Below are 26917 nucleotides of genomic sequence, written 5' to 3'. Positions count from 1 at the left end.
TGATGAAATCAGAATCTATGTCGACGGATAAAACAGGATCTCCCCATAATGAGCCTACTGTGGATAACGAATTAGATATTCGTAGCCTGTGCCGTACGCTTTGGCGTGGCAAAGTATGGATCATCGGGATGGCAATTCTTTTCGCCGCAATTGCGCTGGGTATCTCCTATCTGGTGAAACAGCAGTGGAGTGCGACGGCCATTACCGACAGACCGACAGTGAATAACCTGGGCGGTTTTTATTCTCAGCAACAGTTTTTGCGTAATCTGGACACTCGCATTAATAGTGGTGTTGCCAGTGAACAACCCGGTATTTCTGATGAAGCCTACAGCGAGTTTATTACTCAATTAGCGGCATACGATACCCGCCGTGACTTCTGGCTGCAAAGTGATTACTACAAACAACGCTTAGAAGGTGATGCCAGAGCAGACGCGGCATTGCTTGATGAACTGGTGAATAATATTGTTTTCACGCCGCGTGATGACAAAAAAATACTCAACGACAGTATTAAGCTGACGGCAGAAACCGCCACTGATTCTAATAAACTGCTGCGGAGTTACATTGATTTTGCCAACCAACGTGCGGCTAGCCATTTGAATGATGAGATTGTGGGGGCGTGGGCTGCACGTACACAATCAATGAAAGCGCAGGTTAAGCGGCAGGAAGCAGTGGCACAAGCAGTGTTTAATCGTGAAGTCACCGCAGTTCAGCAAGCATTGAAAGTGGCGGGCCAGCAAGGGATTAACCGTAATCAAACGGATACTCCAGCTGAGCAACTTCCTGATTCAAAAATGTTTATGTTAGGCAAGCCTATGCTTGAGGCTCGCTTAGAAACATTGCTGGCTACTGGCCCAAGTTTTGATATTGATTACGATCAGAACCGCGCGATGCTGGCAACATTGAACGTCGGTCCGACACTGGATAAAACATTCCAAACCTATCGCTACTTACGTACACCTGAAGATCCGGTGACACGTGATAGCCCGCGTCGTGTTTTCCTGCTGATTATGTGGGGCGCGATTGGGGCACTGGTTGGGGCCGGAGTCGTATTGGTTCGTCGTACTAACACGCAACCTTAATCTGTGGCGTGTGATGGAATCTACGCCTGAATAAATTAGCGTCGCAGCCAGACAAAAAAAGTCATGCTGCGGCGTTCCGTAAAAGCGTATAAATCGTTACTGGGCGCATTGTGCGCCCAACTTGCAGGCGTTGTCTGCGGCTAACTGACCTTAAAGAGATTCACTGTGAAAGTGTTGACTGTTTTTGGCACCCGGCCTGAAGCCATTAAAATGGCTCCTCTGGTGCACGCCTTGGCTCAGGATGAAGCCTTTGAATCGCGAGTCTGCGTGACGGCTCAGCATCGTGAGATGCTGGACCAAGTTTTACGTTTATTCGAAATTCAACCGGATTATGATTTGAATATCATGAAGCCGGGACAGGGATTGACGGAAATAACCTGCCGAATTCTGGAGGGGTTAAAGCCTGTTCTAGCTGAGTTTAAGCCAGATGTGATCTTAGTTCATGGTGATACCACCACGACGTTGTCGACCAGTCTCGCTGCGTTTTATCACCGCATACCGGTCGGCCATGTCGAAGCGGGTCTGCGTACTGGTAATCTCTACTCCCCATGGCCGGAAGAAGCTAACCGTCAACTGACAGGTCACCTAGCTATGTACCATTTTGCGCCGACAGAGAATTCGCGCCAGAATCTGTTACGCGAGATGGTACCGGATAGCCGTATTTTCGTCACAGGTAATACGGTGATTGATGCGCTGTTTTGGGTTCGCGATCGGGTGATGAACAACCCTGAACTTCGCGCTAGTTTGGCTCAGCGTTACCCGTTCCTCGATACCAGCAAAAAAATGATCTTGGTTACAGGGCATCGCCGTGAAAGTTTTGGTGGTGGTTTTGAGCGGATTTGCAGCGCATTAGCGGAAATTGCCCGTCGGCATCCTGATGTGCAAGTGGTCTATCCGGTGCATCTCAATCCGAACGTCAGTGAGCCGGTCAATCGTATCTTGAAAGGTATCGATAATATCATTCTGATTGACCCACAAGATTACCTCCCATTTGTTTATCTGATGAACCATGCCTACCTGATCTTGACCGATTCTGGTGGTATTCAGGAAGAAGCGCCTTCATTGGGTAAACCGGTCTTGGTGATGCGTGATACCACCGAACGTCCTGAAGCTGTCGATTCAGGCACCGTTTTGCTGGTTGGCACTAATATTAATAAGATAGTTGATGCAGTGACCCGCTTGCTAACTGATGAGTCTGCTTATCATCAAATGACACGGGCACATAATCCTTACGGTGACGGGCATGCCTGTCAACGCATCCTTGAAGCTTTAAAGAATCATCAGGTGACGCTATGAGTTTTGAAACAATTTCTGTTATCGGTCTTGGGTATATTGGCCTGCCAACAGCGGCTGCTTTTGCCTCGCGCAAGAAGAAAGTCATTGGTGTCGATGTCAACGCCCATGCAGTTGAAACCATTAATCGTGGCGCGATTCATATCGTCGAACCCGATCTAGACAAAGTGGTGAAAATTGCCGTTGAAGGGGGCTACCTTCAGGCTGTCACTAAGCCGTTGGCCGCAGATGCGTTTCTCATTGCTGTACCGACACCTTTCAAGGGCGATCATGATCCGGATATGGTTTTCGTTGAATCTGCCGCTAAATCTATCGCACCCGTACTGAAAAAGGGTGACTTGGTCATTCTAGAATCCACATCGCCAGTGGGTGCTACAGAACAAATGGCACAATGGCTGGCTGAAGCTCGCCCAGATTTGAGCTTCCCGCAGAACGCGGGTGAAGACGCGGATATTAACGTTGCCTACTGCCCTGAGCGTGTGTTGCCGGGTCAGGTGATGGTTGAGCTGATTCAAAATGACCGTGTTATTGGTGGCATGACTGCAAAATGCTCTGCCCGCGCCAGTGAACTGTACAAAATCTTCTTAGAAGGCGAGTGCGTCGTGACTAACGCGCGTACTGCTGAGATGTGTAAACTGACTGAAAATAGCTTCCGCGACGTTAACATTGCTTTTGCCAATGAGCTGTCACTGATTTGTGATGCACAAGGTATCAATGTATGGGAACTGATTCGTCTGGCGAATCGCCACCCACGCGTGAATATCTTGCAGCCTGGCCCAGGCGTTGGCGGTCACTGTATCGCCGTAGACCCTTGGTTTATCGTTTCTCAAAATCCAGAGTTAGCGCGTCTGATTCACACCGCACGTCTGGTGAATGACGGCAAACCGCTGTGGGTTGTTGACCGCGTGAAAGCCGCTGTTGCTGATTGTTTAGCCGCGACAGACAAACGCGCCTCAGAAGTTAAAATTGCCTGCTTTGGCTTGGCATTTAAGCCAAATATTGACGATTTGCGTGAAAGCCCAGCCGTTGAAATCGCCCATTTGATCGCGGAATGGCACACCGGTGAAACTTTGGTGGTTGAACCCAATGTTGAGCAATTGCCGAAGTCACTGGCAGGTCATGTGACGCTGAAAGACACGGCGACCGCATTGCAGCAGGCAGATGTGCTGGTGATGTTGGTTGATCATAACCAGTTCAAGGCCATCAAACCTGAAGATGTGAAGCAACCGTGGATTGTCGATACCAAAGGAGTATGGCGTTGAGACGTATTCTAGTCACAGGCGGGGCCGGTTTTATCGGCTCTGCGGTGGTAAGACATATTATCGATGGCACTTCAGATAGCGTCGTGGTGGTCGATAAACTCACCTACGCCGGTAATCTGGAGTCTCTGGCCGTGGTCGCCAAAAGCGAGCGCTATGCATTTGAGCAGGTTGATATTTGTGACCGTGCTGAATTGGACCGCGTTTTTGCGCAATATCAGCCAGATGTTGTCATGCATCTGGCGGCTGAAAGCCATGTTGACCGCTCTATTGATGGGCCGGCGGCCTTTATCGAAACTAACGTAGTGGGCACTTACACTATGTTAGAGGCGGCTCGCCATTACTGGCAGCAACTGAGTACTGAGGCCAAACTGGCGTTTCGCTTCCACCATATCTCCACGGATGAGGTCTATGGTGACCTGCATGGCACAGATTATCTCTTCACAGAAACCACGTCGTATGCACCTAGCAGCCCTTATTCGGCGTCTAAGGCATCTAGCGACCATCTGGTACGTGCTTGGTTGCGTACTTATGGTTTACCGACGTTGGTCACCAACTGTTCGAATAACTATGGCCCGTACCATTTCCCTGAAAAACTGATCCCGTTGGTGATTCTCAATGCGTTGGCAGGCAAACCGTTGCCGGTGTATGGCAGTGGCGCACAAGTCCGTGATTGGCTGTATGTTGAAGACCATGCTCGCGCCTTATATCAAGTCGTGACCGAAGGTGTGGTGGGTGAAACCTACAATATCGGTGGTCATAACGAGCGCAAAAATATCGAAGTGGTCGAAACTATCTGCGCATTGTTAGACGAATTAGTGCCAGAAAAACCGGCTGGAATTACTCATTACCGTGACTTAATTACCTACGTCAAAGATCGGCCTGGCCATGATATGCGCTATGCCATCGATGCCAGTAAAATTGAGCGGGAACTGGGTTGGCGACCACAGGAAACATTCGAAAGTGGTATCCGCAAAACCGTGTTGTGGTATTTGAATAACGAATCTTGGTGGCGACGTGTTCAGGATGGTTCTTACGCCGGTGAGCGTTTGGGCTTGAGCGACTGAGAATCGTCATCTTTCAAGTTGCAGGTGTGTTAGCTGCGCTCGAATACCCGAATCGCTTACGACTGATGTAAGTTCATCGGTGCCGCTTTCCTGCATCTGAATTCTATTCATCATTGGGATGACATCATGCCGCAGTCTGCATGATGTTTTGCCTATGTATAACGTCTGCCTGATGGTTTCAGGCGATTGTCTCTTTCAGGAGATCGTATGAAAGGTATCATTCTGGCTGGTGGCTCTGGCACTCGATTGCATCCCATCACCCGTGGTGTCTCTAAACAGCTACTTCCCGTTTACGATAAGCCAATGATTTACTACCCGCTGTCAGTGCTGATGCTGGCAGGGATCCGCGATATCCTGATTATTTCTACGCCGGAAGATTTACCGTCGTTTCAGCGCTTGCTGGGGAATGGCGATGAATTCGGTATCAATCTGAGTTATGCCGCTCAACCGAGTCCAGATGGATTGGCACAAGCCTTTATCATCGGTGAAGAATTTATCGGCAATGAGCCATGCTGTTTGGTGCTAGGCGATAATATTTACTTTGGCCAAGGTTTTAGCCCAAAACTGAAAACGGTTGCTGCCCGTCAGCGCGGTGCGACGGTATTCGGCTATCAGGTTATGGACCCAGAACGTTTTGGTGTGGTGGAGTTCGACGATAACTTCCGCGCCTTGTCTATCGAAGAGAAGCCGAGCCAGCCAAAATCCAATTGGGCGGTGACTGGGCTTTATTTCTATGACAATCAAGTGGTTGATTTTGCTAAGCAGGTTAAACCTTCTTCCCGCGGCGAGCTGGAAATTACCAGTATCAACCAGATGTATCTGGAGCGCGGAGAGCTGACGGTTGAACTGTTAGGCCGTGGTTTCGCTTGGTTGGATACCGGCACCCATGACAGCTTGATTGAAGCCAGTACTTTTGTGCAAACCGTTGAAAAACGGCAAGGTTTCAAAATCGCCTGTTTGGAAGAAATTTCATGGCGCAATGGTTGGTTAGATGATGAGGGTGTAAGACGCGCAGCAACCGCGCTGTCTAAAACCGGTTACGGCAAATATTTGTTGGATCTGTTACATGCCCGTCCACGCCAGTATTGAGCCACTGGCCTGGGAAAGTGAATTTTTCCAGCGCCACAGTGCAAAACTGATTTTCTCTGACTCAGCCCCGCAACTTAACCCGGCTGAGTTGGATGCTTTTACCCTCACTCAAGCCAAAGTGCCAACGCATCGTGTTGACCTGATTGATGCTCTTGGTCAGTTAGACTTCAAATTAGTGGAAGGTGAAGTCGATCTTTCCTTAGTTATCGCTGCAAAAACCGTGATTGGCACGGAAAATGCTACATCTGAGGCAGAAGCTGAGCTTAGCGTCGCAACAGTCGACGATATCCCGCTTTTGCGCCGTGTTGCCGCGGATGCCTTTGCGTTAAGTCGTTTTCGTGCGCCTTGGTATGACCCACAAGACAGTGGGCGTTTTTATGCCTTGTGGGCTGAAAAGGCGGTATTGGGCACTTTTGATCATCAATGTTTATTGGTGATGGATACGCAGGGGCAACCAGCGGGTTTTGTGACGTTGCGGGATTTGCAAGATGGTAGCGCACGTATTGGCTTGCTAGCGGTATTCCCTGATGCTCAGGGTAAAGGCATCGGTACATCATTAATGTCGGCGGCAAAGCAGTGGTGCCAGCGTCGTGGGTTACAGCGGTTACGCGTCGCCACGCAGATGAGCAATATTGCTGCTTTACGTCTTTATATTCGCAGTGGTGCTTCGATTGAGAGCACCGCGTATTGGTTATGCAGGGGATGAAATGATTCCATTTAACGCTCCACCGGTAGTAGGCACCGAACTTGGTTACATGCAGGCCGCAATGGCGAGTGGGAAATTATGTGGTGATGGTGGGTTTACCCGTCGCTGCCAGCAGTGGATGGAGCAGCATTTCGGCTGCCCGAAAGTCTTACTGACACCGTCTTGTACTGCCTCGTTGGAAATGGCGGCATTATTGCTGGATATCAAACCCGGCGATGAAATCATCATGCCAAGCTTCACTTTCGTATCGACCGCCAATGCCTTTGTGCTACGCGGTGCGAAAATGGTGTTCGTCGATATCCGTCCCGATACGATGAATATCGATGAAACCAAGATTGAAGCCGCGATTACCGATAAAACCAAGGTGATCGTGCCCGTTCACTATGCGGGTGTGGCCTGCGAGATGGACACCATTATGGCGCTGGCGAAAAAATACAATTTGTTTGTGGTCGAAGATGCCGCTCAAGGTGTGATGTCCACTTATAAAGGCAAAGCGCTGGGGACGATTGGCCACATCGGTTGTTTCAGTTTCCATGAAACCAAGAACTACACCGCTGGCGGTGAAGGTGGCGCAACGCTCATCAATGATCCGTCACTGATTGATCGTGCTGAAATCATTCGTGAAAAAGGCACTAACCGTAGCCAGTTCTTCCGCGGGCAGGTAGACAAATATACGTGGCGTGATATTGGCTCTAGCTATTTGATGTCTGACTTGCAGGCCGCTTACCTTTGGGGGCAGTTGGAAGCCGCAGAACAAATTAACGCACGCCGTCTGGCGCTATGGCACACCTACTACAATGCCTTCAAGCCATTAGCGGACGCTGGGCGCATTGATTTGCCAGTCATTCCCACTGATTTAGAACAAAATGCGCACATGTTTTATATCAAACTGCGTGACATCGACGATCGCTCTCAATTTATTAGCTTCCTAAAAGAAGCAGAGATCATGTCGGTATTCCACTACATTCCATTGCATGCTTGTCCGGCCGGTGAAGAATTTGGCCGTATGGCGGGTGAAGACCGCTTTACGACTAAAGAAAGTGAGCGCCTGGCTCGCTTGCCAATATTCTATAACCTGACTGATATCAATCAGAAAACGGTCATTAACACTGTGCTGAGTTACTTCGCCTGATATGTCTCTGGCAAAAGCATCGATTTGGACTGCTGGCTCTACGCTGATTAAAATCGGCGTAGGGCTGTTAGTGGTTAAACTGCTGGCGGTGACCTTCGGCCCCAGTGGTGTTGGGCAGGCAGGGAATTTTCGCCAGCTAATTACGGTATTAGGCGTGCTCTCTGGCGCGGGTATCTTTAACGGTATTACGAAATATGTTGCTGAATATCATCAGCAACCTGAACGTTTGCGTGCGGTTCTGGGCACCTCATCGGCTATTGTGCTGGGGTTCTCAACGCTGCTGGCGCTGATTTTCCTATTGGCGGCAAAACCCGTCAGTATTGCTTTGTTTGGTCATAGCGATTACCAGAATGTCGTGCGAGTGGTCGCGCTTATCCAAATGGGTATCGCTTACGCCAACCTGTTTTTAGCGATCCTCAAAGGCTATCGCGATGCGATGGGTAATGCGTTGGCGGTGATCGCGGGTAGCTTGATTGGTGTGGTGGCTTATTATATTTGCTTTCGTATTGGGGGATACCCCGGTGCATTAGTGGGCTTGGCACTGGTTCCCGCCTTGGTGGTCATTCCTGCGTTAACCCTACTTATTCGCCGCAAAACCATTCCGCTGAGCTATCTTAAACTGAGCTGGGATAAAGCCTTAGCCAGTCATTTAGGCAAATTTACCATCATGGCGCTGATTACCTCAGTGACCTTGCCGGTGGCCTACGTGATGATGCGTAACTTGCTGGCTGACAAATATGGTTGGGATGCAGTAGGGATCTGGCAGGGGGTGAGCAGTATTTCAGATGCTTATCTACAGTTTATAACGGCATCATTTACCGTCTATTTGCTACCAACACTGTCGCGACTCAAAGCTAAAGCGGAGATTTCTCGCGAAATTCTGCGCTCACTGAAATTTGTGTTACCGGCGGTGGCCACGGCCAGTTTTATGGTCTGGCTGTTACGTGACTTTGCTATCTGGTTGCTGTTTTCGCAACAGTTCACGGCTATGCGTGACCTCTTTGCTTGGCAGTTGGTTGGCGATGTATTGAAAGTAGGGTCGTATGTGTTTGGCTATCTGGTCATTGCCAAAGCCTCGCTGCGCTTTTACATTTTGACGGAAGTGAGCCAGTTCTTACTGTTGACCGGGTTTGCCCATTGGTTAATTCCAATGAATGGCTCTTTAGGCGCGGCACAAGCCTATATGGCGACTTATATTGTCTATTTTGCGCTCTGTAGCTGCGTATTCATTATGTACCGTAGACATTCATCACCGTAAACACTCTTTACAGTAGAAAAAAATGACAACCCTGATTCATGTACTGGGATCTGATATCCCGCACCATAATCTGACTGTAATGCGCTTCTTCAATGATGTGCTGGCAACACGTGTGCCGGTAGAGCAGGTACGGCACTTTATGGTGGCGGCAAAAGAGACGGCAGCTTTCCCATCATTCACACAGTTGGATATCGAAACACACAGCAATAAAAAAGCCTTGGCTGAAGCAGTCATCGCCCGTGCACAAGCGGACCGCAGCACGCGCTTTTTCTGGCACGGCCAGTTTAATGCCACCCTTTGGTTGGCGCTGTTAAGCGGCAAAATCAAACCGCGACAGGTCTACTGGCATGTTTGGGGCGCTGATTTGTATGAAGATGCCAAAAGCTGGAAGTTTCGACTGTTCTACGTATTGCGCCGCCTCGCTCAAGGGCGGGTAGGGCACGTATTTGCGACCCGTGGTGATTTGATTTATTTCCAGCAACGCCATCCTCGGGTGCCTGCATCATTGCTTTACTTCCCAACCCGTATGGACCCCGCGTTAACCAATATCAGCGTAGAAAAGCCGATGGCGGGGCCAATGACGATTTTAGTGGGGAACTCGGGTGATACGACAAACCGCCACATTGAGGCGTTGAAAGCGATTCATCAGCAGTTTGGGCCAGATGCCAGAGTCATTCTGCCCATGGGCTATCCGGCGAATAATGAAATCTATATCGAGCAAGTTCGGCAGGCGGGATTGGCACTGTTCGCGCCAGAGAATCTCCGTATCCTGACCGATCAGATCCCCTTTGATGACTACCTTAATATCCTGCGCGAATGCGATTTGGGCTACTTTATTTTTAATCGTCAGCAAGGCATTGGCACCCTATGCTTACTCACCCAATTTGGTGTGCCTTTCGTCTTGAGCCGTAAAAATCCCTTCTGGCAAGACTTGGCGGAACAACATATCCCCGTGCTGTTCTATGGTGACTCATTGGATGAACCCTTGATTCGTGAGGCACAGCGCCAATTAGCTGGATTGGATAAACAATCAATCGCCTTCTTTAACCCCAATTACATTGAGGGCTGGCAGCAAGCGCTGGCACTGGCAGCAGGAGAACACCCATGACATTGGGGCAATTTGGCGGTCTATTTAGTGTCTACCTGATCGCATTGGTGTTTATCCTCATCTTGACGTATCAAGAGTTTCGGCGCGTGCGCTTTAACTTCAATGTGCTGTTTTCGATGCTCTACTTGCTGACCTTCTATTTCGGCTTCCCACTGACCTGTATGCTGGTTTTCCAGTTTGGTGTCGCGGTAGTACCGGTTGAGTACTTGCTCTACGCCATGCTGTCTGCCACGGCGTTCTATGCCATTTATTATGTAAGTTACAAAACACGCCTGACCAAGCCGCGTAGCCAACCACGGACGCCGATTTTTACCATGAATCGGGTAGAAACCAATTTGACGTGGGTGCTGCTGGCACTGGTGGCTATTGGTACCGTGGGCATTTTCTTTATGCAAAATGGTTTCCTGCTATTTAAGCTCGATTCCTACAGCAAAATCTTCTCCAGTGATGTCTCTGGCGTTGCCTTAAAGCGCTTTTTCTACTTCTTCATCCCCGCGATGTTAGTGGTCTACTTCCTGAAACAAGATATGCGTGCTTGGTTCTTCTTCCTCGCCAGCACGGTAGCCTTTGGCATCTTGACCTACGTTATCGTCGGCGGCACTCGTGCGAATATCATCATCGCGTTCTCTTTATTCCTGTTTATCGGGATTGTTCGCGGTTGGATAACCTTGTGGATGCTGGCCGCTGCCGGTGTCTTTGGTATTGTTGGGATGTTCTGGCTGGCGCTTAAACGCTATGGGCTGGATGTGAACGGCGCGGAAGCGTTTTATACCTTCTTATACCTGACGCGAGATACGTTCTCACCGTGGGAGAACCTCGGGTTATTGCTGCAAAACTACGACAAAATTGATTTCCAAGGTTTAGCCCCCATTATCCGTGATTTCTATGTGTTTATCCCTAGCATCCTGTGGCCGGAACGCCCTGATTTGGTCCTGAATACGGCCAATTACTTTACTTGGGATGTGCTGGATAACCACTCTGGACTGGCGATTTCACCGACGCTTATCGGTTCTTTGGTGGTGATGGGTGGCGTACTGTTTATCCCGCTGGGGGCCATTGTCGTTGGGCTTATCATTAAGTGGTTCGACTGGCTTTACGAGCAAGGGAAAGCAGAAAAGAACCGCTACAAAGCGGCTATTCTACAAAGTTTCTGTTTTGGGGCGATATTTAACATCATCGTTTTGGCGCGAGAGGGTCTAGACTCCTTCGTCTCGCGCGTGGTGTTCTTCTGCGTGATTTTTGGTGCCTGTCTGGTACTGGCGAAATTGTTGTACTGGTTGTTCGATACGGCAGGGTTGATAACACAGCGGGTACAACGCCGTGTTAGCAAGTCTAAGCGCCTGTCCATGCCTGAAACGGGCAATCAACTGTAAGGACTGTAATGGAACTGAATACTGCTATTCCAACCCAAGAAACGAACATTCCTAAATACAATGTCCGTGGTTTCGAGATTTGGGGTTTTCGTGACATGAATCAGACGCTGGATCACCTGCTGAGCAGTGGTCCGGTCAAAACGGGTACGCTGGTGGCCATGAATGCAGAGAAGCTGCTGAAGGCCGAAGACGATACCGCTTTGCGCGAATTGATTAACGAAGCTGAATATCTGTATGCCGATGGCATCAGCATGGTACGCGCGATTCGTCGTAAATACCCACAGGCGCAACTTTCACGTGTTGCAGGGGCGGATTTATGGGAAGCCTTAATGCAACGTGCGGGCCAGCAAGGCACGCCAGTCTTTTTGGTCGGTGGTAAGCCTGAGATCCTAGCCGAAACAGAAGCCAAGCTACGTGCGCAATGGAACGTGAACTTGGTCGGTAGCCAAGATGGCTATTTCACGCCGGAACAGCGTGAGGCGCTATTTGCCCGTATCGCTGCCAGCGGTGCGGCGATTGTGACCGTTGCCATGGGGTCGCCTAAGCAGGAAATGTTTATGCGTGACTGCCGTAAGTTTTACCCTGATGCGTTGTATATGGGCGTTGGCGGGACTTACGATGTCTTTACCGGTCATGTTAAGCGTGCACCAAAGATCTGGCAGAATCTGGGGCTGGAGTGGCTTTATCGCCTACTGGCACAACCAAGCCGTATTCGCCGCCAATTCAAACTACTTAAATTTGTGGGTTATTATTACAGCGGTCGCTTGTAAGTATATGTGCAGAGTAGGGCCAGAGATGGCCCTACTAGGATAACCATTTCACCTGTCTCCTCTGTTTATTCCGCCTTCATTTTAATTCCATTATGGAATCAATTTTATTTTATTTATTCTATAAAGTTTTAACTTCTTGTTTGCTTATCTGGCGCAGATACGGAACGATACGGGCCGGTTAGGGTTTCGTGGACACAAACATTTTTTATTATGGTCTGTTTCCCTATCATTTAATTTGTCGTTATTAATAATCAGGCTGAATGTTTTCGTTTGGCCTCGCATTTTTTTTGCTTAAAAAAACAATAACCGGGCATCCGGAACAGACACACACCAGTAGGTTTACAGAGGGATTTATGGCAGACAACGAAGAGAAAAAAGGATTGCACCGTGGGCTGGAAGCTCGGCATATCGAGCTGATAGCCCTTGGCGGCACTATAGGCGTCGGGCTCTTTATGGGGTCAGCCAGTACATTGAAATGGGCGGGGCCGTCGGTGTTGCTGGCCTATATTATCGCCGGGCTATTTGTGTTCTTTATTATGCGCTCAATGGGTGAAATGCTGCATCTGGAGCCGGTTGCAGGCTCATTTGCCGTCTACGCACATAAATATCTCAGCCCCTATTTTGGTTATCTGACCGCTTGGGGCTATTGGTTTATGTGGATAGCGGTGGGGATATCTGAAATTACTGCCATTGGCGTCTATGTACAGTTTTGGTTCCCTGAAATCCCCCAATGGATGCCTGCTATCGCGGGGGTTGCCATCGTGGCGCTAGCGAATCTGGCCGCGGTCAGATTATATGGTGAGCTAGAGTTTTGGTTTGCGATGATCAAAGTCACCACCATCATTGTGATGATACTAGTGGGGCTGGGCGTTATCTTCTTCGGTTTTGGTAATCACGGCCAACCGATTGGTTTTGATAACTTGACGGCCCACGGCGGTTTCTTTGCCGGTGGCTGGAAAGGGTTTATGTTCGCGTTATGTATTGTGGTGGCATCCTATCAAGGCGTTGAATTGGTCGGCATTACTGCCGGTGAAGCTAGAAACCCACAGGTGACGTTAAAGCGAGCCATCAATAATATTTTGTGGCGCATTTTGATTTTCTATGTGGGCGCAATATTTGTCATCGTCACTATCTTTCCATGGAATGGTATTGGCACTGAAGGTAGCCCCTTTGTTCTGACCTTCGCCAAGATAGGGATCACCGCCGCCGCAGGTATCATCAACTTCGTGGTGCTGACAGCTGCACTGTCTGGCTGTAACAGTGGCATGTACAGTGGTGGGCGGATGTTGTATGCCTTGGCGAAAAACCGCCAGTTACCGGCTTTCCTGACGAAACTTTCTGCCAGTGGTGTCCCCGTTTATTGCATCGCGGTCACGATTTTGTGCCTGTTGGTGGGATCTAGCCTCAATTACATTATTCCTAACCCGCAGCAGGTGTTTGTGTACGTCTACAGCGCCAGTGTGTTGCCAGGGATGGTGCCGTGGTTTGTGGTGCTGGTCAGCCAGCTCCGTTTTCGACAGGTACACAAAGAGGCATTAAAGCAGCATCCATTTAAATCCATCCTCTTCCCTTATGTTAACTATCTTACGATCGCCTTTTTGATCTGTGTGTTAGTTGGGATGGGGATTAACCCTGATACCCGTTTATCGCTGTTAGTTGGGGTGATTTTCCTTGGGTTAGTCTCGGCCTGCTATTTTGGGCTGAAAATGAATAATCCGAGGGTTGTTGAAACCGAACGTTTATAAAACCCGCAAACGGGTGAGGTAACGGCTAACAATGGCTGACTTTTGTGGCAGAGTGAGCAAAGCGTAAGCAAACGCGCCATTTCTTCTAAAAAAGCACTAGACAGCCAAGTATTAAAACCGTAGTATCCTCACCCGCAACGGCGCTAAGCGCCCGTAGCTCAGCTGGATAGAGCGCTGCCCTCCGGAGGCAGAGGTCTCAGGTTCGAATCCTGTCGGGCGCACCATTAATTTTGTGTGCAAGAGCTGCGGTGGTAAGATTGCCGCGTACGATGAAGTACGAAGTCAGTTTTATGATGTAAGAAGTCTGTAGTAAGAAGTTATGGTGGCTATAGCTCAGTTGGTAGAGCCCTGGATTGTGATTCCAGTTGTCGTGGGTTCGAGCCCCATTAGCCACCCCAAATTTTGTGGAACATGCGATGGTGGCGGAATTGGTAGACGCGCTAGCTTCAGGTGTTAGTGTCCTTACGGACGTGAGGGTTCAAGTCCCTCCCTTCGCACCACACAACATGTAGATTTTATTAATATTTACATGGACATAGGTCGAAAGACCATGTAGAGTAAGAAGCAAGAAATCGGCGAGTAGCGCAGCTTGGTAGCGCAACTGGTTTGGGACCAGTGGGTCGGAGGTTCGAATCCTCTCTCGCCGACCAATTTCAAAAGAAACCCCGCAATGCGGGGTTTTTTTTCGTCTGTACTTTGTCGATATCAAATCTGTTTACTGGACATATCGGCTTACCTGTCGCTTGCTGCCAGCCATCATGACTTTCTAGCCCATACTCTGTCTTGTTAGCCACTACCGACACAGCAGCGTTGTCGTTCCTCTTACGGCATAAACTCGTTTTTCTTACACCACAAACATTTGTTGCTGCCCTTTGATCAAATTAAGCCATTAGCCTGACAAGATCGGCAATTAATCCTCTCCAATTGTTGGTGTTGGTTTTTCACGACAAACGACTCATACATTGTCTCTAAAAGGAGACGTACAACCATCTGATAAATATAAATAAAAATGATGGTGACTGATAACGTCGTTTTGTAGCGACAGATCACTAGATGTGTATCGTGACGGGGGGCTTTGGGTAGAGAGAGAGTATAGAAATGAGATATAAAAATAAAACCATTAATAATCAGTTAATTAAATGGTTTTTCAGTTTTTTATGAATAAAATAGCAGCTGATTACGCAATTTGGCACGGTAACTGCAATATCTAACCTGTAGATGCTCATCTCACTTATTATGACAGCTTGGTTTTGATAACCAGTTCGGCTTCATAAACCCAGAGATGATGCAGAGCCGATTTTAGGGTGCCTATTGTCCACGTAAACGATGTTGAATATCTTCATCACATACCGGGCATAACGTTGAGTGAGGCGCCGACATTGTTGTCTGTAGACCTGAAAATTTAGACGCTTGCCTTAATGGCAGGCGTTTTTTTTGACCATAATAAGTTAACAAAAAAGCGCCCGTAGGCGCTTTTAGACTGCTGACCAACACCGATGACTCGATCGTGAGCGGTGAGGACAGGCAGAAGAGTAAAGCGTCCGCGCCAAGGATGGCGCGGCTCGAGCCATCAGGGATGATTTTACGGCGTCTTTACGATCTGCTTGTCCTCTCCGCAACGGGCACCTTGTCAGCTATCTCAATGCACCCATCGGTTTGTCGATCTAAAATAACTCAATCAGAGCGAATCACCATTCTGCCGTAGGGTCGAGAGCAACCCCTCACGACGGGCCTGTGCTGCTTCCTCTGGGCGATGCAGCTTATCCAACGCATCTGCTAGCCATGCATAATCATACCCATCAGGGCGCTGTGCGAGCGCAGCGGCAAAGGCTTCACGGGCTTTTTCCCATTCACCGTGTTTCAGCATAAGTTGACCCAAGGTGCTATTCAGTAAGGGGGTCGCACCGTGCTGCTTAATTTGCTGGCGCAATGATTTTTCTAGCGGCTCAGGGTTACCCGATTTTAGGCGTGGGATCAGCAACACTAAGCGTTCATCATACTGGCGCTTCAGGCCCTCCAGAATAATTTGTTGAGCGACCTCATGATCATCACATTCAATCAGATGCTCAGCCAATGCTACTTGCAGTGGGATCTCGTTGCGAACTTTGCGGCTCTGCTCTTTCCACCAGCGTTTCAGGCCATCACTGCCTTCTTCCGCCATGCATTGATTCATCATGCCAATATAAGCTTGCTGCTCAAGTGCGGCAATTTCTTCAGGCGTATGCAACTGAACCTTGCTGATTGACGGGAGAATTTCCAGCAATGAGCTGTAAGCCCCTGAGCGCAGATAAGCTTGTTCCGCTAAACGTAGAACTTCTGGATGCCGAGGTGCTTGATCCAGCAGACGGTCAACGCCATGACGCGCCGCGTGAATATGCCCCTGTGCCAATTGAATACGTACTCGGGTGATATCAACCGGCAATTGATCGGTATCGGCTACTTCTGCTGCCCGCTCCAGATATTGATTGGTGCGGAACTCATCACCACGCTGTTGAGCTGCTTCTGCCGCCAACAGATAGTTCACCATCGGCTGCTCAGCATGATCGGCATTACGGGTCAGCAACTTCTCGACCTGCTTGAAATCACCTTCGGCCAGTTTGATTAGCGCGGCTTTCGTTTGCTTACGGGCACGGGTACGTTTGCGGCCCATAAACCAGCCGCGGGTACGGGCACCAGTGCGGAAGATACGGCGCAATATCCATTCAACGATCAAGAAGGCGACTAAAACCAGCACCAGAATGATGGCCAGACCGGTCACACTGGTTTCAACGTTATAGTTGTCGGTTTGGATCAACACGTAACCCTGATGGCCCGCCAACATAGGACCAAGAACAATCCCTGCGGTCAGAATGAGGAATAACAGTAAAACTCGTAGCATACTTATTCCCCCTGAGCGGCAGCTGGCGCTTGTGCTAGCAAGTTACGGACCCGAGTTTGCATCAATTTTTCCAGCATTGGCTGGCTCTTCAATTGATCAGGTACATCCATTGAAATTGACTGCTGACTCAGACTTTCTAATTCATCCAAGAACGCCTTAGTACTCGGATCATTCACATCAAAATAGGCGCGTACCCAAGTAGAAATTGTTTCAAGTGACTGTTTGTAGACTTCATCTTGATGGCGAGGCACGGCTTGAGCCGCCACTAACAGGCGTGAGCGAATATTCTCTCGCAGATAAACATCTTGATTCGGTGCGAGCAGAGGTTCTGCGCTGCTATCACGACGGCGAATAGTGATGAAGTCAGACATAAAGCTGTGCCAGCTTTTGGTCAAATTCTGACGCCATTCAGACAAGGAACTGGACAGTTCATCGCTATCGGCATCCATCGGTGAATCATCAATATTGTTATCGGCTAAACGCAGGTTATCGACCTGATTCGAAAGCTGATTTAATTTAAGAATGATACCGTCAAAATCCACCTGACTGACGGCGGAAAGGGTGCTGATATCCTCCGTCAATGCGCGACGAACATCAATAAGGCTAGGGTCATTCATATCAGCAAGGCTAGCATCGGCACTTTTCAGTAATGTCGCTGCAGTCGTGACATCTTGATCACTCCACAGCTTACGACCCGCCATCTTCACCAGGAAATCAGCTTGTGCCAACAACCATGTTTTGGCATCACTCCCTGAAATGGTGGCGACTTTCTCCTGCAACTCATTAAGTTGGCGAATCAGTGAGGTTTGTTGGCGGTCAGCCGCTTCTAATGCTTTACCTTGCTGTTGTAACAATGACTCAAGCTGCTGTTTCTCTTGTAACTGACTCTGTTTCAGTTCAGCCAGTTGTTCTTGTAGCGCCAGTGTTGCCGCATCCTGTAACTGGGCCTGTTGCTGTCCGTAATAATAAAGCCCTGCCCCCAGCGCGATGGCCAATGCAATTGCAATTGCCCCCAGAATTGGGCCGGTACGTTTTTCTCGGCGCTCTTCAGGTGCTGGCTGTTGGTGCCTCTCAACCGCAGTGGTTGTCTCTTCCACTGGTGCGGATGGGGTATTTTGTTCCGTCATATTGGGCGTCCCATAGTCAGGTTTAGGTATGTTTTAGGTCTTGTAGCGCGCGGATCAGCGCGTCATTATCAGCATTCTCTGCCACCTTGATATCACTCCAACCCATTTGGGCAGCCAAGGTAGCCAAACGATCACTCACCACCACTAAGCGGCAGCGTAGTAACCAGGAAGAACGATAGTAATCAGGAACTAAAGTATAGATCTGTTGTAACATTTCGCCGCTGGTCACCACCAGAATATTGACGCCAGCGCGTTGCCAGTGAGCACTTTGTTCACTGCCATCATAAAATATCGGACTGCGTTGATAACATTCGCAGAAGGTGACCGCTGCACCTCGCTGCGCTAGGCTTTCGCCCAATAACTCTCGTCCACCATTCCCGCGTAACAACAGCGCTTTTTTGCCCGACAGTTTTTGCAGATCAGGCAATGATAGCAGCATCTCACTCGTTTCACCCATGGGGGGAAACGTGACATGCAAACGGCTGGCGGTATGCAGTGCCAACGCCGTGCCACGACCAATAGCATAATAAGATAACTGTGTCGGCCATGACAGGTTATTTCTTTTTAACAGCGGGTTAGCATAGCGGACGGCGTTTTGCGATAACGCAAAAACCAAGTCACCTGCCTGCATTTCTTGCAACAATGCCGGCAATTTAGGCAGGTCATGACCGGGTGAAAAATCAATCAACGGAGCATGATAGGCAACCCGGCCCAGCGCACGCAGGCGACTGACTAACTGCTCCCCAGCCGGAGAGGGGCGGGTCACCAGAATAGTCATAGTGGAGGGTTATCCTGATAAACATCAGCCAATATTTCGCGCGCACCGCGTGAAAGCAGCTCATCAGCCAGCTCTATCCCCATTTGTTCTGCCTGATTTGCTGGGCCTCGGCGTTCACCACGAATAATCTCGCTACCATCAGGTGCGCCGACTAAGGCACGGAGCCACAATTCGTTGCCTTCCAATTCAGCGTAACTGCCAATAGGGACTTGGCAACCGCCTTCAAGGCGCGTATTCATGGCGCGTTCGGCGAGCACGCGTAATTCAGTGGCGCGGTGATTCAGGGGAGCCAATAGCTGGCGGGTAACATTATCATCCAAGCGGCATTCAATCCCCACGGCACCTTGACCGACTGCCGGTAATGATTCTTCGGCAGGCATAGCATAGCGAATACGTGTTTCCAGCCCGAGGCGGTTAAGACCTGCGACAGCAAGAATAATGGCGTGATAATCACCGTTATCCAACTTGGCAAGGCGAGTACCGACATTGCCCCGCAGGTCGCGAACAATGAGATCAGGCCGACGTTCGCGTAATTGGCACTGACGACGCAAGCTGGAAGTGCCAACAATGCTGCCAGCAGGGAGTTCATCCAAATGGGCGTAATTCGGTGAGACAAAAGCATCGCGCGGGTCATCACGCTCGCAAATAGTGACCAGGCCTAAACCTTCAGGGAACGCAATTGGCACATCTTTCATGGAGTGAACGGCGATATCCGCTCGCCCTTCCAGTAAGGCAAGCTCTAACTCTTTGACAAACAAACCTTTGCCGCCAACTTTCGCCAAAGGCGTATCCAGAATAATATCCCCACGAGTGACCATCGGAACCAGCTCAACACGCAGGCCGGGGTGATTCGCTTGCAATAAGTCTTGAACATAATGTGCTTGCCATAAGGCGAGCGGGCTTTGTCGCGTGGCAATTCGAATAATATTGTCTAACATTGCTTGTTACCGTTTTTATATTTTGTGGCCCATCCTACCATTGACCGATGAAGAGTGTCAGTGCGGGAGCCACATGAAGAGGCGGCTAAGAGTACAAGAAAGCAACTATTGTAACAAATGCGTAGCGGGATAAGGGTTTGATACCTTTCTTTCGCGCATTGCTGCGTTGTCAGCGGCTTTTGCTGAAGTTCATTCGTTTTTGCCTTGTTGCAATGTGAATGATTTTAGTCAGAAAGAGACGTTATAATTGTAGGGATAGCTTTACTTTCTTTACGGTCAATCAGCAAGGTGTTAGATTGATCACGTTTCCAGCAATAATTCGTTAAATATTCTTCAAACAAACATGTTTTTTGATCATTTCAACAAAAAGTACATTTTTTTGAGCGAATGACAAATAAACAACAAACGAATCTGGGACACGGGTTTCTTTCTAAGCACCGGAACAATCAGGCGAGACGTCTTGTACCTCTACATCGAGACACTGAAACAGCGACTGGATGCGATCAACCAATTACGAGTCGATCGCGCCTTGGCGGCCATGGGGCCAGCCTTCCAAAAGGTTTACAGTCTGCTACCGACCCTACTACATAGTCATCACCCACTGATGCCGGGCTACCTTGATGGTAACGTTCCCCATGGCATCTGCATGTTCACGCCTAATGAAACGCAACAGGATTATCTGTCTGAGGTTGAAGCCAAGTGGGGCGCGCCTCTGGAGCAGAGTGTCGGCGGTGAATTACCGATTACAGGTGTCTATTCGATGGGGAGTACGTCATCCATCGGGCAGTGTCATACCTCGGATCTGGATGTGTGGGTGTGTCATCAGGCTTGGCTCGATTCTGACGAGCGCCATCGCCTACAGCAAAAATGCAGCCTACTAGAAAAGTGGGCCGCATCAATGGGCGTTGAAGTTAGCTTCTTCCTGATAGATGAAAACCGTTTCCGCCATAACGCCAGTGGCAGTTTGGGCGGTGAAGATTGTGGCTCGACCCAGCATATTTTACTGCTGGATGAATTTTACCGCAGTGCGGTTCGTCTGGCAGGGAAACGTATTCTGTGGAATATGGTCCCTATCGAAGAAGAAAATAATTACGATGATTACGTACTGTCGCTCTATGCACAGGGCGTATTAACACCGAATGAATGGCTGGACCTGGGCGGTTTAAGCACCCTGTCAGCTGAAGAGTATTTCGGTGCCAGCTTGTGGCAGCTCTATAAAAGTATCGATTCACCGTATAAAGCGGTGCTGAAAACCTTGCTGCTTGAAGCCTATTCTTGGGAATACCCTAACTCCCAATTATTGGCGATGGAAATCAAACAACGTCTCCATGCCGGTGAAATCGTCGCCTTCGGTCTTGATGCTTATTGCATGATGCTTGATCGCGTCACTCGCTACCTGACGCAAATCAATGACACCACACGGCTGAACTTAGTCCGCCGCTGCTTCTATCTGAAAGTCTGCGAAAAATTGTCTCGCACCCCCGCAAGTGTCGGCTGGCGGCGTGAAATCCTCGGCCAATTAGTCAGTGAGTGGGGCTGGAGCGATGAGAGTCTGGCTGTGCTGGATAATCGCGCTAATTGGAAGATTGAGCGGGTACGTGAAGCGCATAACGAGTTGTTGGATGCGATGATGCAGAGTTATCGTAACTTGATTCGCTTTGCGCGCCGCAACAACCTGAGTGTTAGTGCTAGTCCGCAAGATATCGGGGTTCTAACCCGTAAACTCTATGCAGCCTTCGAAGCCTTACCGGGCAAAGTGACGCTGGTTAACCCGCAAATATCGCCCGATCTTTCGGAAGAACACCTGACCTTTATTCATGTTCCGGCGGGGCGCGCGAATCGCCCAGGTTGGTATTTATACAATCAAGCACCGTCCATGGATGCCATTGTCAGTCATCAACCGCTGGAATATAACCGCTACCTGAACAAATTAGTGTCATGGGCCTACTTTAACGGCTTATTGACCAGCAAGACGCGGTTGCACATGAAAAGCGCCGATTTGTGTAACACCGTGAAACTGCAAGAATTGGTGACAGATATCTCTCACCATTTCCCGCTGCGTTTACCTGCGCCAACGCCGAAAGCACTGTACAGCCCGTGCGAGATTCGCCACTTAGCCATTATCGTTAATCTAGAACATGATCCGACAGCGGCTTTCCGCAATCAGGTGGTGCATTTTGATTTCCGTAAGCTAGATGTGTTCAGCTTTGGTGAACAGCAGCAATGCTTGGTCGGCAGTATCGATTTGCTCTACCGCAACTCATGGAATGAAGTGCGTACCTTGCATTTCAGTGGTGAACAAGCGGTATTGGAAGCGCTGAAAACCATCTTGGGTAAAATGCATCAGGATGCCGCGCCGCCAGAATCGGTGGATGTATTCTGCTATAGCCAGCATTTACGTGGTTTGATTCGCACTCGAATCCAACAACTCGTGTCTGAATGTGTGGAGCTGCGCTTATCCAGCACCCGCCAGGAACCAGGCCGTTTCAAAGCGGTACGTGTTTCCGGCCAAACATGGGGGCTATTCTTCGAGCGCTTGAGCGTTTCAGTTCAGAAGTTAGAGAATGCGGTCGAATTTTACGGCGCTATTTCTAATAACAAACTGCATGGGTTATCGATTCAGGTCGAAACCGATCAAGTTCATCTGCCGCCGGTGGTGGACGGTTTTGCCAGCGAAGGGATCATTCAATTCTTCTTCGAAGGTACCGTAGATGAAAAAGGCTTTAACATTTATATTTTGGATGAGTCAAACCGCGTTGAGGTTTATCACCATTGTGAAGGGAGTAAAGAGGAGTTAGTGCGCGACGTCAGCCGCTTCTATTCGTCGTCTCACGATCGTTTTACTTACGGCTCCAGCTTTATCAACTTTAACCTGCCGCAGTTCTATCAAATTGTGCAGCTAGATGGCCGCACACAGGTTATTCCTTTCCGCAGCAATACGTTATCTCACCTGTATATTGCTGATAAAGAGGTGAGTTTGCCGGTGCAGCAGCAGTTTCAGTTGCATTAACGCTCCCCCCCTTCGCCCTTGAAGTCGCAGGGGTGTTAGCTGCGTTCACTTACCCGAATCACTGACTTGAGTCAGCTCATCGGGATGCGTTTACTGGCTGCCTACCTGCGACTCCAATGGCTTTGGGGTACCCCTTCATGAAGCCGCAGGGGTGTTAGCTGCATTCACTTACCCGAATCACTGACTTGAGTCAGCGCGTCGGGATGCGTTTACTTGCTGCCTACCTGCGACTCCAATGGCTTTGGGGTACCCCTTCATGAAGCCGCAGGGGTGTTAGCTGCGTTCACTTACCCGAATCACTGACTTGAGTCAGCTCATCGGGATGCGTTTACTGGCTGCGCCTGTATTCGCTGCGTGTTTACTCGCTAAAACTCACCTCTTCGCCCGCTTGCGTAGTGGCGGCTTCGGATAACTGGGCAAAAAACTCTGCGCCACTGCGTGAGCAATACCAGTGACCATCGCGATAATCAAAGTGATAGCCACCCGCTTTGGTCGCCAGCCACACCTGATGTAAGGGCTCTTGGCGATTAATGACAATCTTACTGCCATTCTCAAACGTCAGGGTCATCACCCCGCCATTGGTTTCATAATCGATATCGCTATCACCGCTAAAAGCATCCAGTGTTTCTTCAATGCAAAGCATCAATTGATCGGCTAACTGATGAAACTCGGTATCGTTCATATTCAATTCCTATTGCTTTTCATGATCCACCTGCGATTATAGAGACCTTGGGCGCATGAATCACAGGCATTAATGCGCTAAAACAATTTACAGGCGTTAAAAATGAAAAAAGAACTATGTTGGCCGCTGGTGGCGATGATGGTACTCGCGCTATCCGGTTGTGGCCTGAAAGGCCCGTTATACTTTCCACCGGCAGACAAACCAAAAACAGAAACGACACAACCTGATAGTGGCCAGATAGAACGCAATCAGCAAGATTTATCAGGGTCTAAACAGAGCCAGACCATTGCCGGGCCCCAGTGATTAACCTCATCGCCGCCAGATAATGTCAGTACCGAGCTTTGCCAGTACCGAATGTAGCCAGAAATAAAATGAAAGACAGCGGAGTATGAGATGCAGTTCTCCAAAATGCACGGTCTTGGCAACGACTTTATGGTTGTCGATGCAGTTACCCAAAATGTTTACTTTTCGCCGGAGTTAATCCGTCGATTAGCAGACCGGCACACTGGCGTGGGCTTTGACCAGATGTTGGTGGTGGAACCGCCTTACGATCCTGAACTGGACTTTCACTATCGTATTTTTAATGCCGATGGCAGTGAAGTTGCTCAGTGTGGCAATGGTGCACGCTGTTTTGCTCGTTTTGTCCGGCTAAAAGGCTTAACTAATAAACGTGATATCCGTGTCAGTACCCAAACTGGCCGTATGGTATTGAGTGTCACGGAAGATGAATTGGTGTGCGTGAATATGGGCGAACCCAATTTTGACCCGCAAGCCGTTCCTTTCCGCGCCACTAAAGCGGAGAAAACCTATATTTTCCGTGCGGCGGAACAAACGGTATTATGCGGTGTGGTGTCGATGGGTAATCCCCACTGTGTGCTACAGGTAGAGGATGTTTCGGTCGCCAATGTTGCGTTGCTGGGGCCCGTATTAGAAAGCCATGAGCGTTTCCCTGAACGGGCTAATATTGGGTTTATGCAAGTGGTTAGCCGCGAAAGTATCCGTCTACGGGTGTATGAACGCGGTGCGGGTGAAACCCAAGCTTGCGGCAGCGGGGCTTGTGCTGCCGTCGCGGTCGGTATCCAGCAATCACTGCTGGATGAGGATGTCACGGTAGAACTGCCGGGCGGCAGTTTACATATCAGTTGGAAAGGGCCAGGCTATCCGCTGTATATGACGGGGCCAGCCACCCATGTATATGATGGATTCATCCATCTATAACTATTGATAACAGGTAATGAAGTATGACGGGTGTGACATGAAAAGTTATGAGGAGCAGGCGTTAGCGGGCATCGAGTTAGATGACGATGCTGTCATGCAGTACTTATTGCAAAATCCCGACTTCTTTATCCGCAATGCCCGTCTGGTCGAACAGATGCATATCCCTCATCCGGTTCGAGGCAGTGTCTCGCTGGTAGAGTGGCAACTGGGGCGGCAGCGTAATCAGATTGGCCAGTTGGAAGAAGAAATCACCTTGTTGATGGAACAAGCTGGCTTGAACGAAGTGCTGTTCAACCGTTTGCTGCAACTACAAAGCCATTTAGCAGCCGCCACTAGCTTGCAAGATATGCTCAATCGCTTGCAACGTTGGGCCAGAGAGTTCGGGCTAAGCGGTGCCAATATTCGGTTGTTTAACGACCGTTGGCACATCGGCGCACCCTCTGATTTCGCTCATCTAGGGCTGTCTCGCCATGCTTTCGAACCACTGCGCATTCAACGGTTAGGTAGTGAAAATCATTATCTCGGCAGCTTAAATGGGCCAGAATTGCTGCTGTTATTGCCTCAGGCAAAACAGGTCGGCTCTGTGGCACTGTCATTGCTGGGTAAAGAGGGCGATTTGGGTGTGGTTATCTTTAGCAGCCGCGATACACAGCACTATCAGCAAGGCATGGGTACCGTGATGCTGAGTCAGTTATCCATGTTATTGCCAAGCCTGCTGGAGCGCTGGATAGAGCCAGCATGACCGAATTCAGCGCCTCACTTGCCCCACAGGTAGAGGCTTTCCTGCGCTATCTTAAAGTGGAGCGTCAGCTTAGCCCACTGACTATCACCAGCTATCAACGCCAATTACAGGCGCTCATGGAAATGGGCGAGCAAATGGGGTTAGCACACTGGCAAACACTGGATGCTGTGCAAGTTCGCTCACTGGTTTCCCGCAGTAAACGTGCCGGTTTGCACGCCTCCAGTCTGGCATTGCGGCTCTCGGCGTTGCGCAGTTTTCTCAATTGGCTTGTCAGCCAAGGTGTGTTAATCGCTAACCCAGCGAAAGGGGTCAGTACGCCGCGTGCTGGCCGCCATCTACCAAAGAATATTGATGTCGATGAAGTGGATAAACTGCTGGATATCGATCTCAATGACCCGTTGGCAGTACGTGATCGTGCGATGCTGGAAGTGATGTATGGCGCGGGGCTGCGTCTCTCTGAACTGGTTGGCATGAACTGCAAGCACGTGGATTTGGCCAGCGGTGAAGTTTGGGTGATGGGGAAAGGCAGCAAAGAGCGCAAAGTGCCGATCGGTAAAACGGCGGTGACTTGGTTGAATCACTGGCTGGCGCTGCGTGAATTGTTCGAGCCGCAAGATGATGCCATCTTCTTAGCCAACACGGGCAAGCGAATTTCAGCGCGTAATGTGCAAAAACGCTTTGCAGAGTGGGGCGTGAAGCAGGGCGTCAGTAGCCATATTCACCCGCATAAACTGCGCCACTCATTCGCCACCCACATGCTGGAATCCAGCGGCGATCTGCGCGCAGTGCAAGAGTTACTGGGTCATGCCAATCTGACTACCACACAAATTTATACTCATCTCGACTTTCAACATCTGGCGACAGTGTATGATGCTGCTCATCCACGGGCCAAACGAGGCAAATCCTGATGCATTTTTATCGTCCACTTGAGCGTATTTCCGCCATTACCTTCGATTTGGATGACACGCTGTATGACAATCGGCCGGTTATTACCCGTACTGAACAAGAATCAGTGGCTTTTTTACAGCAGTACCATCCCAATTTAGCGCAGTTGCAACCTGCGGATTTCCAACGTTTTCGCAGTGAGTTACTGGCGCAAGATCCAGACATTTATCACGATGTGACTCAGTGGCGCTGGCATGCCATCGAACTGGGTTTGATGCGCCACGGTTTGAGCAAGTCAGAGGCGCAATCTGGGGCCGATGCTGCCATGGAGAACTTTGCACTTTGGCGTAGCCGGATTTATGTACCGTCAGAAACCCATGACACCCTGAGCGTACTTGCGGAACATTATCCGCTGGTGGCAATCACTAACGGCAATGCCGACCCAAAAGCTTGCGGCCTCGATAACTATTTTCAGTTTGTATTGCGATCCGGCCCCCATGGCCGTGCCAAGCCGTTCCGCGATATGTACCATAAAGCGGCAAATCATCTCGATATCCCACTGAAAAATATCCTGCATGTTGGCGATGATTTGACCACGGATGTGGCAGGTTCTCTGCGCTGCGGCATGCAGGCATGCTGGATTAATGACCGTCAACAAAGCCTGATGACCGCCAGTGATAGCCGATTATTGCCACATATTGAGATTTCGCAGTTGGCTTCCCTGACAGCATTGCTATAATCCCCTGCAATAACTCTGTATAAATTCACAGTGGAATGGTG

The 26917-nt window shown here is 49.5% G+C and carries 23 protein-coding genes and 4 tRNA genes; 22 read left to right on the top strand and 5 right to left on the bottom strand.

Translation table 11 applies throughout. The features are described from left to right. The first annotated feature begins 2 nt into the window (after positions 1 to 2). From wzzE to DA391_RS21925, 16 genes are all read left to right on the top strand, one after another. Entirely contained in the window at positions 3 to 1079 is a 1077-nt protein-coding gene (wzzE, locus tag DA391_RS22000) for an ECA polysaccharide chain length modulation protein (protein WP_050083613.1), read from the top strand. A 165-nt stretch (positions 1080 to 1244) separates the two neighbouring features. Next, a complete protein-coding gene (gene wecB / locus DA391_RS21995) occupies positions 1245 to 2375 on the top strand; it encodes a non-hydrolyzing UDP-N-acetylglucosamine 2-epimerase (RefSeq protein ID WP_019213141.1) in 1131 nt (376 codons plus the stop codon). Continuing rightward, positions 2372 to 3634, top strand: coding sequence for a UDP-N-acetyl-D-mannosamine dehydrogenase (wecC, locus tag DA391_RS21990; protein WP_049608887.1), 1263 nt, complete (start codon positions 2372 to 2374; stop codon positions 3632 to 3634). The genes wecB and wecC overlap by 4 nt, the downstream gene beginning before the upstream one ends. Next, positions 3625 to 4698 carry a dTDP-glucose 4,6-dehydratase gene (gene rffG, locus DA391_RS21985; protein WP_172986881.1) on the top strand — a complete coding sequence of 358 codons (1074 nt, stop codon included), beginning with the start codon at positions 3625 to 3627 and terminating at the stop codon, positions 4696 to 4698. The genes wecC and rffG overlap by 10 nt, the downstream gene beginning before the upstream one ends. 207 nt (positions 4699 to 4905) lie before the next feature. Continuing rightward, positions 4906 to 5787 (top strand): glucose-1-phosphate thymidylyltransferase RfbA, encoded by an 882-nt coding sequence (rfbA, locus tag DA391_RS21980; RefSeq protein ID WP_019213144.1) that lies wholly within the window; start codon positions 4906 to 4908, stop codon positions 5785 to 5787. Beyond that, positions 5765 to 6493 (top strand): dTDP-4-amino-4,6-dideoxy-D-galactose acyltransferase, encoded by a 729-nt coding sequence (rffC, locus tag DA391_RS21975; RefSeq protein ID WP_050287223.1) that lies wholly within the window; start codon positions 5765 to 5767, stop codon positions 6491 to 6493. Before rfbA ends, rffC begins: the two co-directional genes overlap by 23 nt. A gap of 1 nt (position 6494) precedes the next feature. Beyond that, complete coding sequence (gene rffA / locus DA391_RS21970) at positions 6495 to 7625, top strand: dTDP-4-amino-4,6-dideoxygalactose transaminase (RefSeq protein WP_050287222.1); 1131 nt, start codon at positions 6495 to 6497, stop codon at positions 7623 to 7625. Position 7626: 1 nt separating this feature from the next. Beyond that, positions 7627 to 8883, top strand: a complete 1257-nt coding sequence (gene wzxE, locus DA391_RS21965) for a lipid III flippase WzxE (protein WP_050287221.1) — start codon at positions 7627 to 7629, stop codon at positions 8881 to 8883. Positions 8884 to 8905: 22 nt separating this feature from the next. Then, positions 8906 to 9991, top strand: coding sequence for a TDP-N-acetylfucosamine:lipid II N-acetylfucosaminyltransferase (locus tag DA391_RS21960; protein ID WP_050083619.1), 1086 nt, complete (start codon positions 8906 to 8908; stop codon positions 9989 to 9991). After that, complete coding sequence (gene wzyE / locus DA391_RS21955; RefSeq protein ID WP_019213149.1) at positions 9988 to 11364, top strand: ECA oligosaccharide polymerase; 1377 nt, start codon at positions 9988 to 9990, stop codon at positions 11362 to 11364. The genes DA391_RS21960 and wzyE overlap by 4 nt, the downstream gene beginning before the upstream one ends. Before the next feature lie 8 nt (positions 11365 to 11372). Then, positions 11373 to 12134 carry a lipopolysaccharide N-acetylmannosaminouronosyltransferase gene (wecG, locus tag DA391_RS21950; protein ID WP_050083621.1) on the top strand — a complete coding sequence of 254 codons (762 nt, stop codon included), beginning with the start codon at positions 11373 to 11375 and terminating at the stop codon, positions 12132 to 12134. 353 nt (positions 12135 to 12487) lie between these two features. Continuing rightward, positions 12488 to 13879 carry a bifunctional threonine/serine APC transporter ThrP gene (gene thrP / locus DA391_RS21945; protein ID WP_050083623.1) on the top strand — a complete coding sequence of 464 codons (1392 nt, stop codon included), beginning with the start codon at positions 12488 to 12490 and terminating at the stop codon, positions 13877 to 13879. A 147-nt stretch (positions 13880 to 14026) separates the two neighbouring features. Then, a tRNA-Arg gene (locus DA391_RS21940) sits at positions 14027 to 14103 on the top strand. Positions 14104 to 14201: 98 nt separating this feature from the next. Continuing rightward, a tRNA-His gene (locus DA391_RS21935) sits at positions 14202 to 14277 on the top strand. Positions 14278 to 14292: 15 nt separating this feature from the next. Beyond that, positions 14293 to 14379 (top strand) — tRNA-Leu (locus tag DA391_RS21930). 73 nt (positions 14380 to 14452) lie between these two features. Continuing rightward, positions 14453 to 14529 (top strand) — tRNA-Pro (locus tag DA391_RS21925). Positions 14530 to 15557: 1028 nt separating this feature from the next. Here DA391_RS21925 and hemY read toward each other — a convergent pair. The 4 genes from hemY to hemC are packed head-to-tail and all read right to left on the bottom strand — an operon-like array spanning position 15558 to position 19600. Further along, positions 15558 to 16757 (bottom strand): protoheme IX biogenesis protein HemY, encoded by a 1200-nt coding sequence (gene hemY, locus DA391_RS21920; RefSeq protein ID WP_050083624.1) that lies wholly within the window; start codon positions 16755 to 16757, stop codon positions 15558 to 15560. A 2-nt stretch (positions 16758 to 16759) separates the two neighbouring features. Next, complete coding sequence (hemX, locus tag DA391_RS21915) at positions 16760 to 17884, bottom strand: uroporphyrinogen-III C-methyltransferase (protein ID WP_057645031.1); 1125 nt, start codon at positions 17882 to 17884, stop codon at positions 16760 to 16762. 22 nt (positions 17885 to 17906) lie between these two features. Then, entirely contained in the window at positions 17907 to 18662 is a 756-nt protein-coding gene (gene hemD / locus DA391_RS21910; RefSeq protein WP_050083626.1) for a uroporphyrinogen-III synthase, read from the bottom strand. Further along, positions 18659 to 19600 (bottom strand): hydroxymethylbilane synthase, encoded by a 942-nt coding sequence (gene hemC, locus DA391_RS21905; RefSeq protein ID WP_050083627.1) that lies wholly within the window; start codon positions 19598 to 19600, stop codon positions 18659 to 18661. Before hemC ends, hemD begins: the two co-directional genes overlap by 4 nt. 460 nt (positions 19601 to 20060) lie before the next feature. Here hemC and DA391_RS21900 point away from each other — a divergent pair, with 460 nt between their 5' ends. Beyond that, positions 20061 to 22610: a class I adenylate cyclase gene (locus DA391_RS21900; RefSeq protein ID WP_050083628.1), complete on the top strand. Its 2550-nt coding sequence runs from the start codon at positions 20061 to 20063 to the stop codon at positions 22608 to 22610. 358 nt (positions 22611 to 22968) lie between these two features. Here DA391_RS21900 and cyaY read toward each other — a convergent pair whose 3' ends face one another. Next, positions 22969 to 23292: an iron donor protein CyaY gene (gene cyaY / locus DA391_RS21895; protein ID WP_050083834.1), complete on the bottom strand. Its 324-nt coding sequence runs from the start codon at positions 23290 to 23292 to the stop codon at positions 22969 to 22971. Between the two features lie 102 nt (positions 23293 to 23394). Here cyaY and lptM point away from each other — a divergent pair, with 102 nt between their 5' ends. The 5 genes from lptM to yigB all read left to right on the top strand — a co-directional run bounded on the left by lptM (position 23395) and on the right by yigB (position 26876). Beyond that, positions 23395 to 23595, top strand: a complete 201-nt coding sequence (gene lptM / locus DA391_RS21890) for an LPS translocon maturation chaperone LptM (protein WP_050083833.1) — start codon at positions 23395 to 23397, stop codon at positions 23593 to 23595. A gap of 90 nt (positions 23596 to 23685) precedes the next feature. After that, a complete protein-coding gene (gene dapF / locus DA391_RS21885) occupies positions 23686 to 24510 on the top strand; it encodes a diaminopimelate epimerase (protein WP_019213159.1) in 825 nt (274 codons plus the stop codon). Positions 24511 to 24547: 37 nt separating this feature from the next. Next, a complete protein-coding gene (locus tag DA391_RS21880; RefSeq protein ID WP_050083832.1) occupies positions 24548 to 25252 on the top strand; it encodes a DUF484 domain-containing protein in 705 nt (234 codons plus the stop codon). After that, positions 25249 to 26160 carry a tyrosine recombinase XerC gene (gene xerC, locus DA391_RS21875; RefSeq protein ID WP_108088205.1) on the top strand — a complete coding sequence of 304 codons (912 nt, stop codon included), beginning with the start codon at positions 25249 to 25251 and terminating at the stop codon, positions 26158 to 26160. Before DA391_RS21880 ends, xerC begins: the two co-directional genes overlap by 4 nt. Further along, entirely contained in the window at positions 26160 to 26876 is a 717-nt protein-coding gene (gene yigB / locus DA391_RS21870; RefSeq protein ID WP_050874497.1) for a 5-amino-6-(5-phospho-D-ribitylamino)uracil phosphatase YigB, read from the top strand. Before xerC ends, yigB begins: the two co-directional genes overlap by 1 nt. Positions 26877 to 26917 lie beyond the last annotated feature (41 nt).

The sequence above is a fragment of the Yersinia massiliensis genome, assembly GCF_003048255.1.
Classification (GTDB): Bacteria; Pseudomonadota; Gammaproteobacteria; order Enterobacterales; family Enterobacteriaceae; genus Yersinia; species Yersinia massiliensis_A.
The sequence above is the reverse complement of the archived record's forward strand: the minus strand, read 5'-3'. Positions and strand labels throughout refer to the sequence as shown.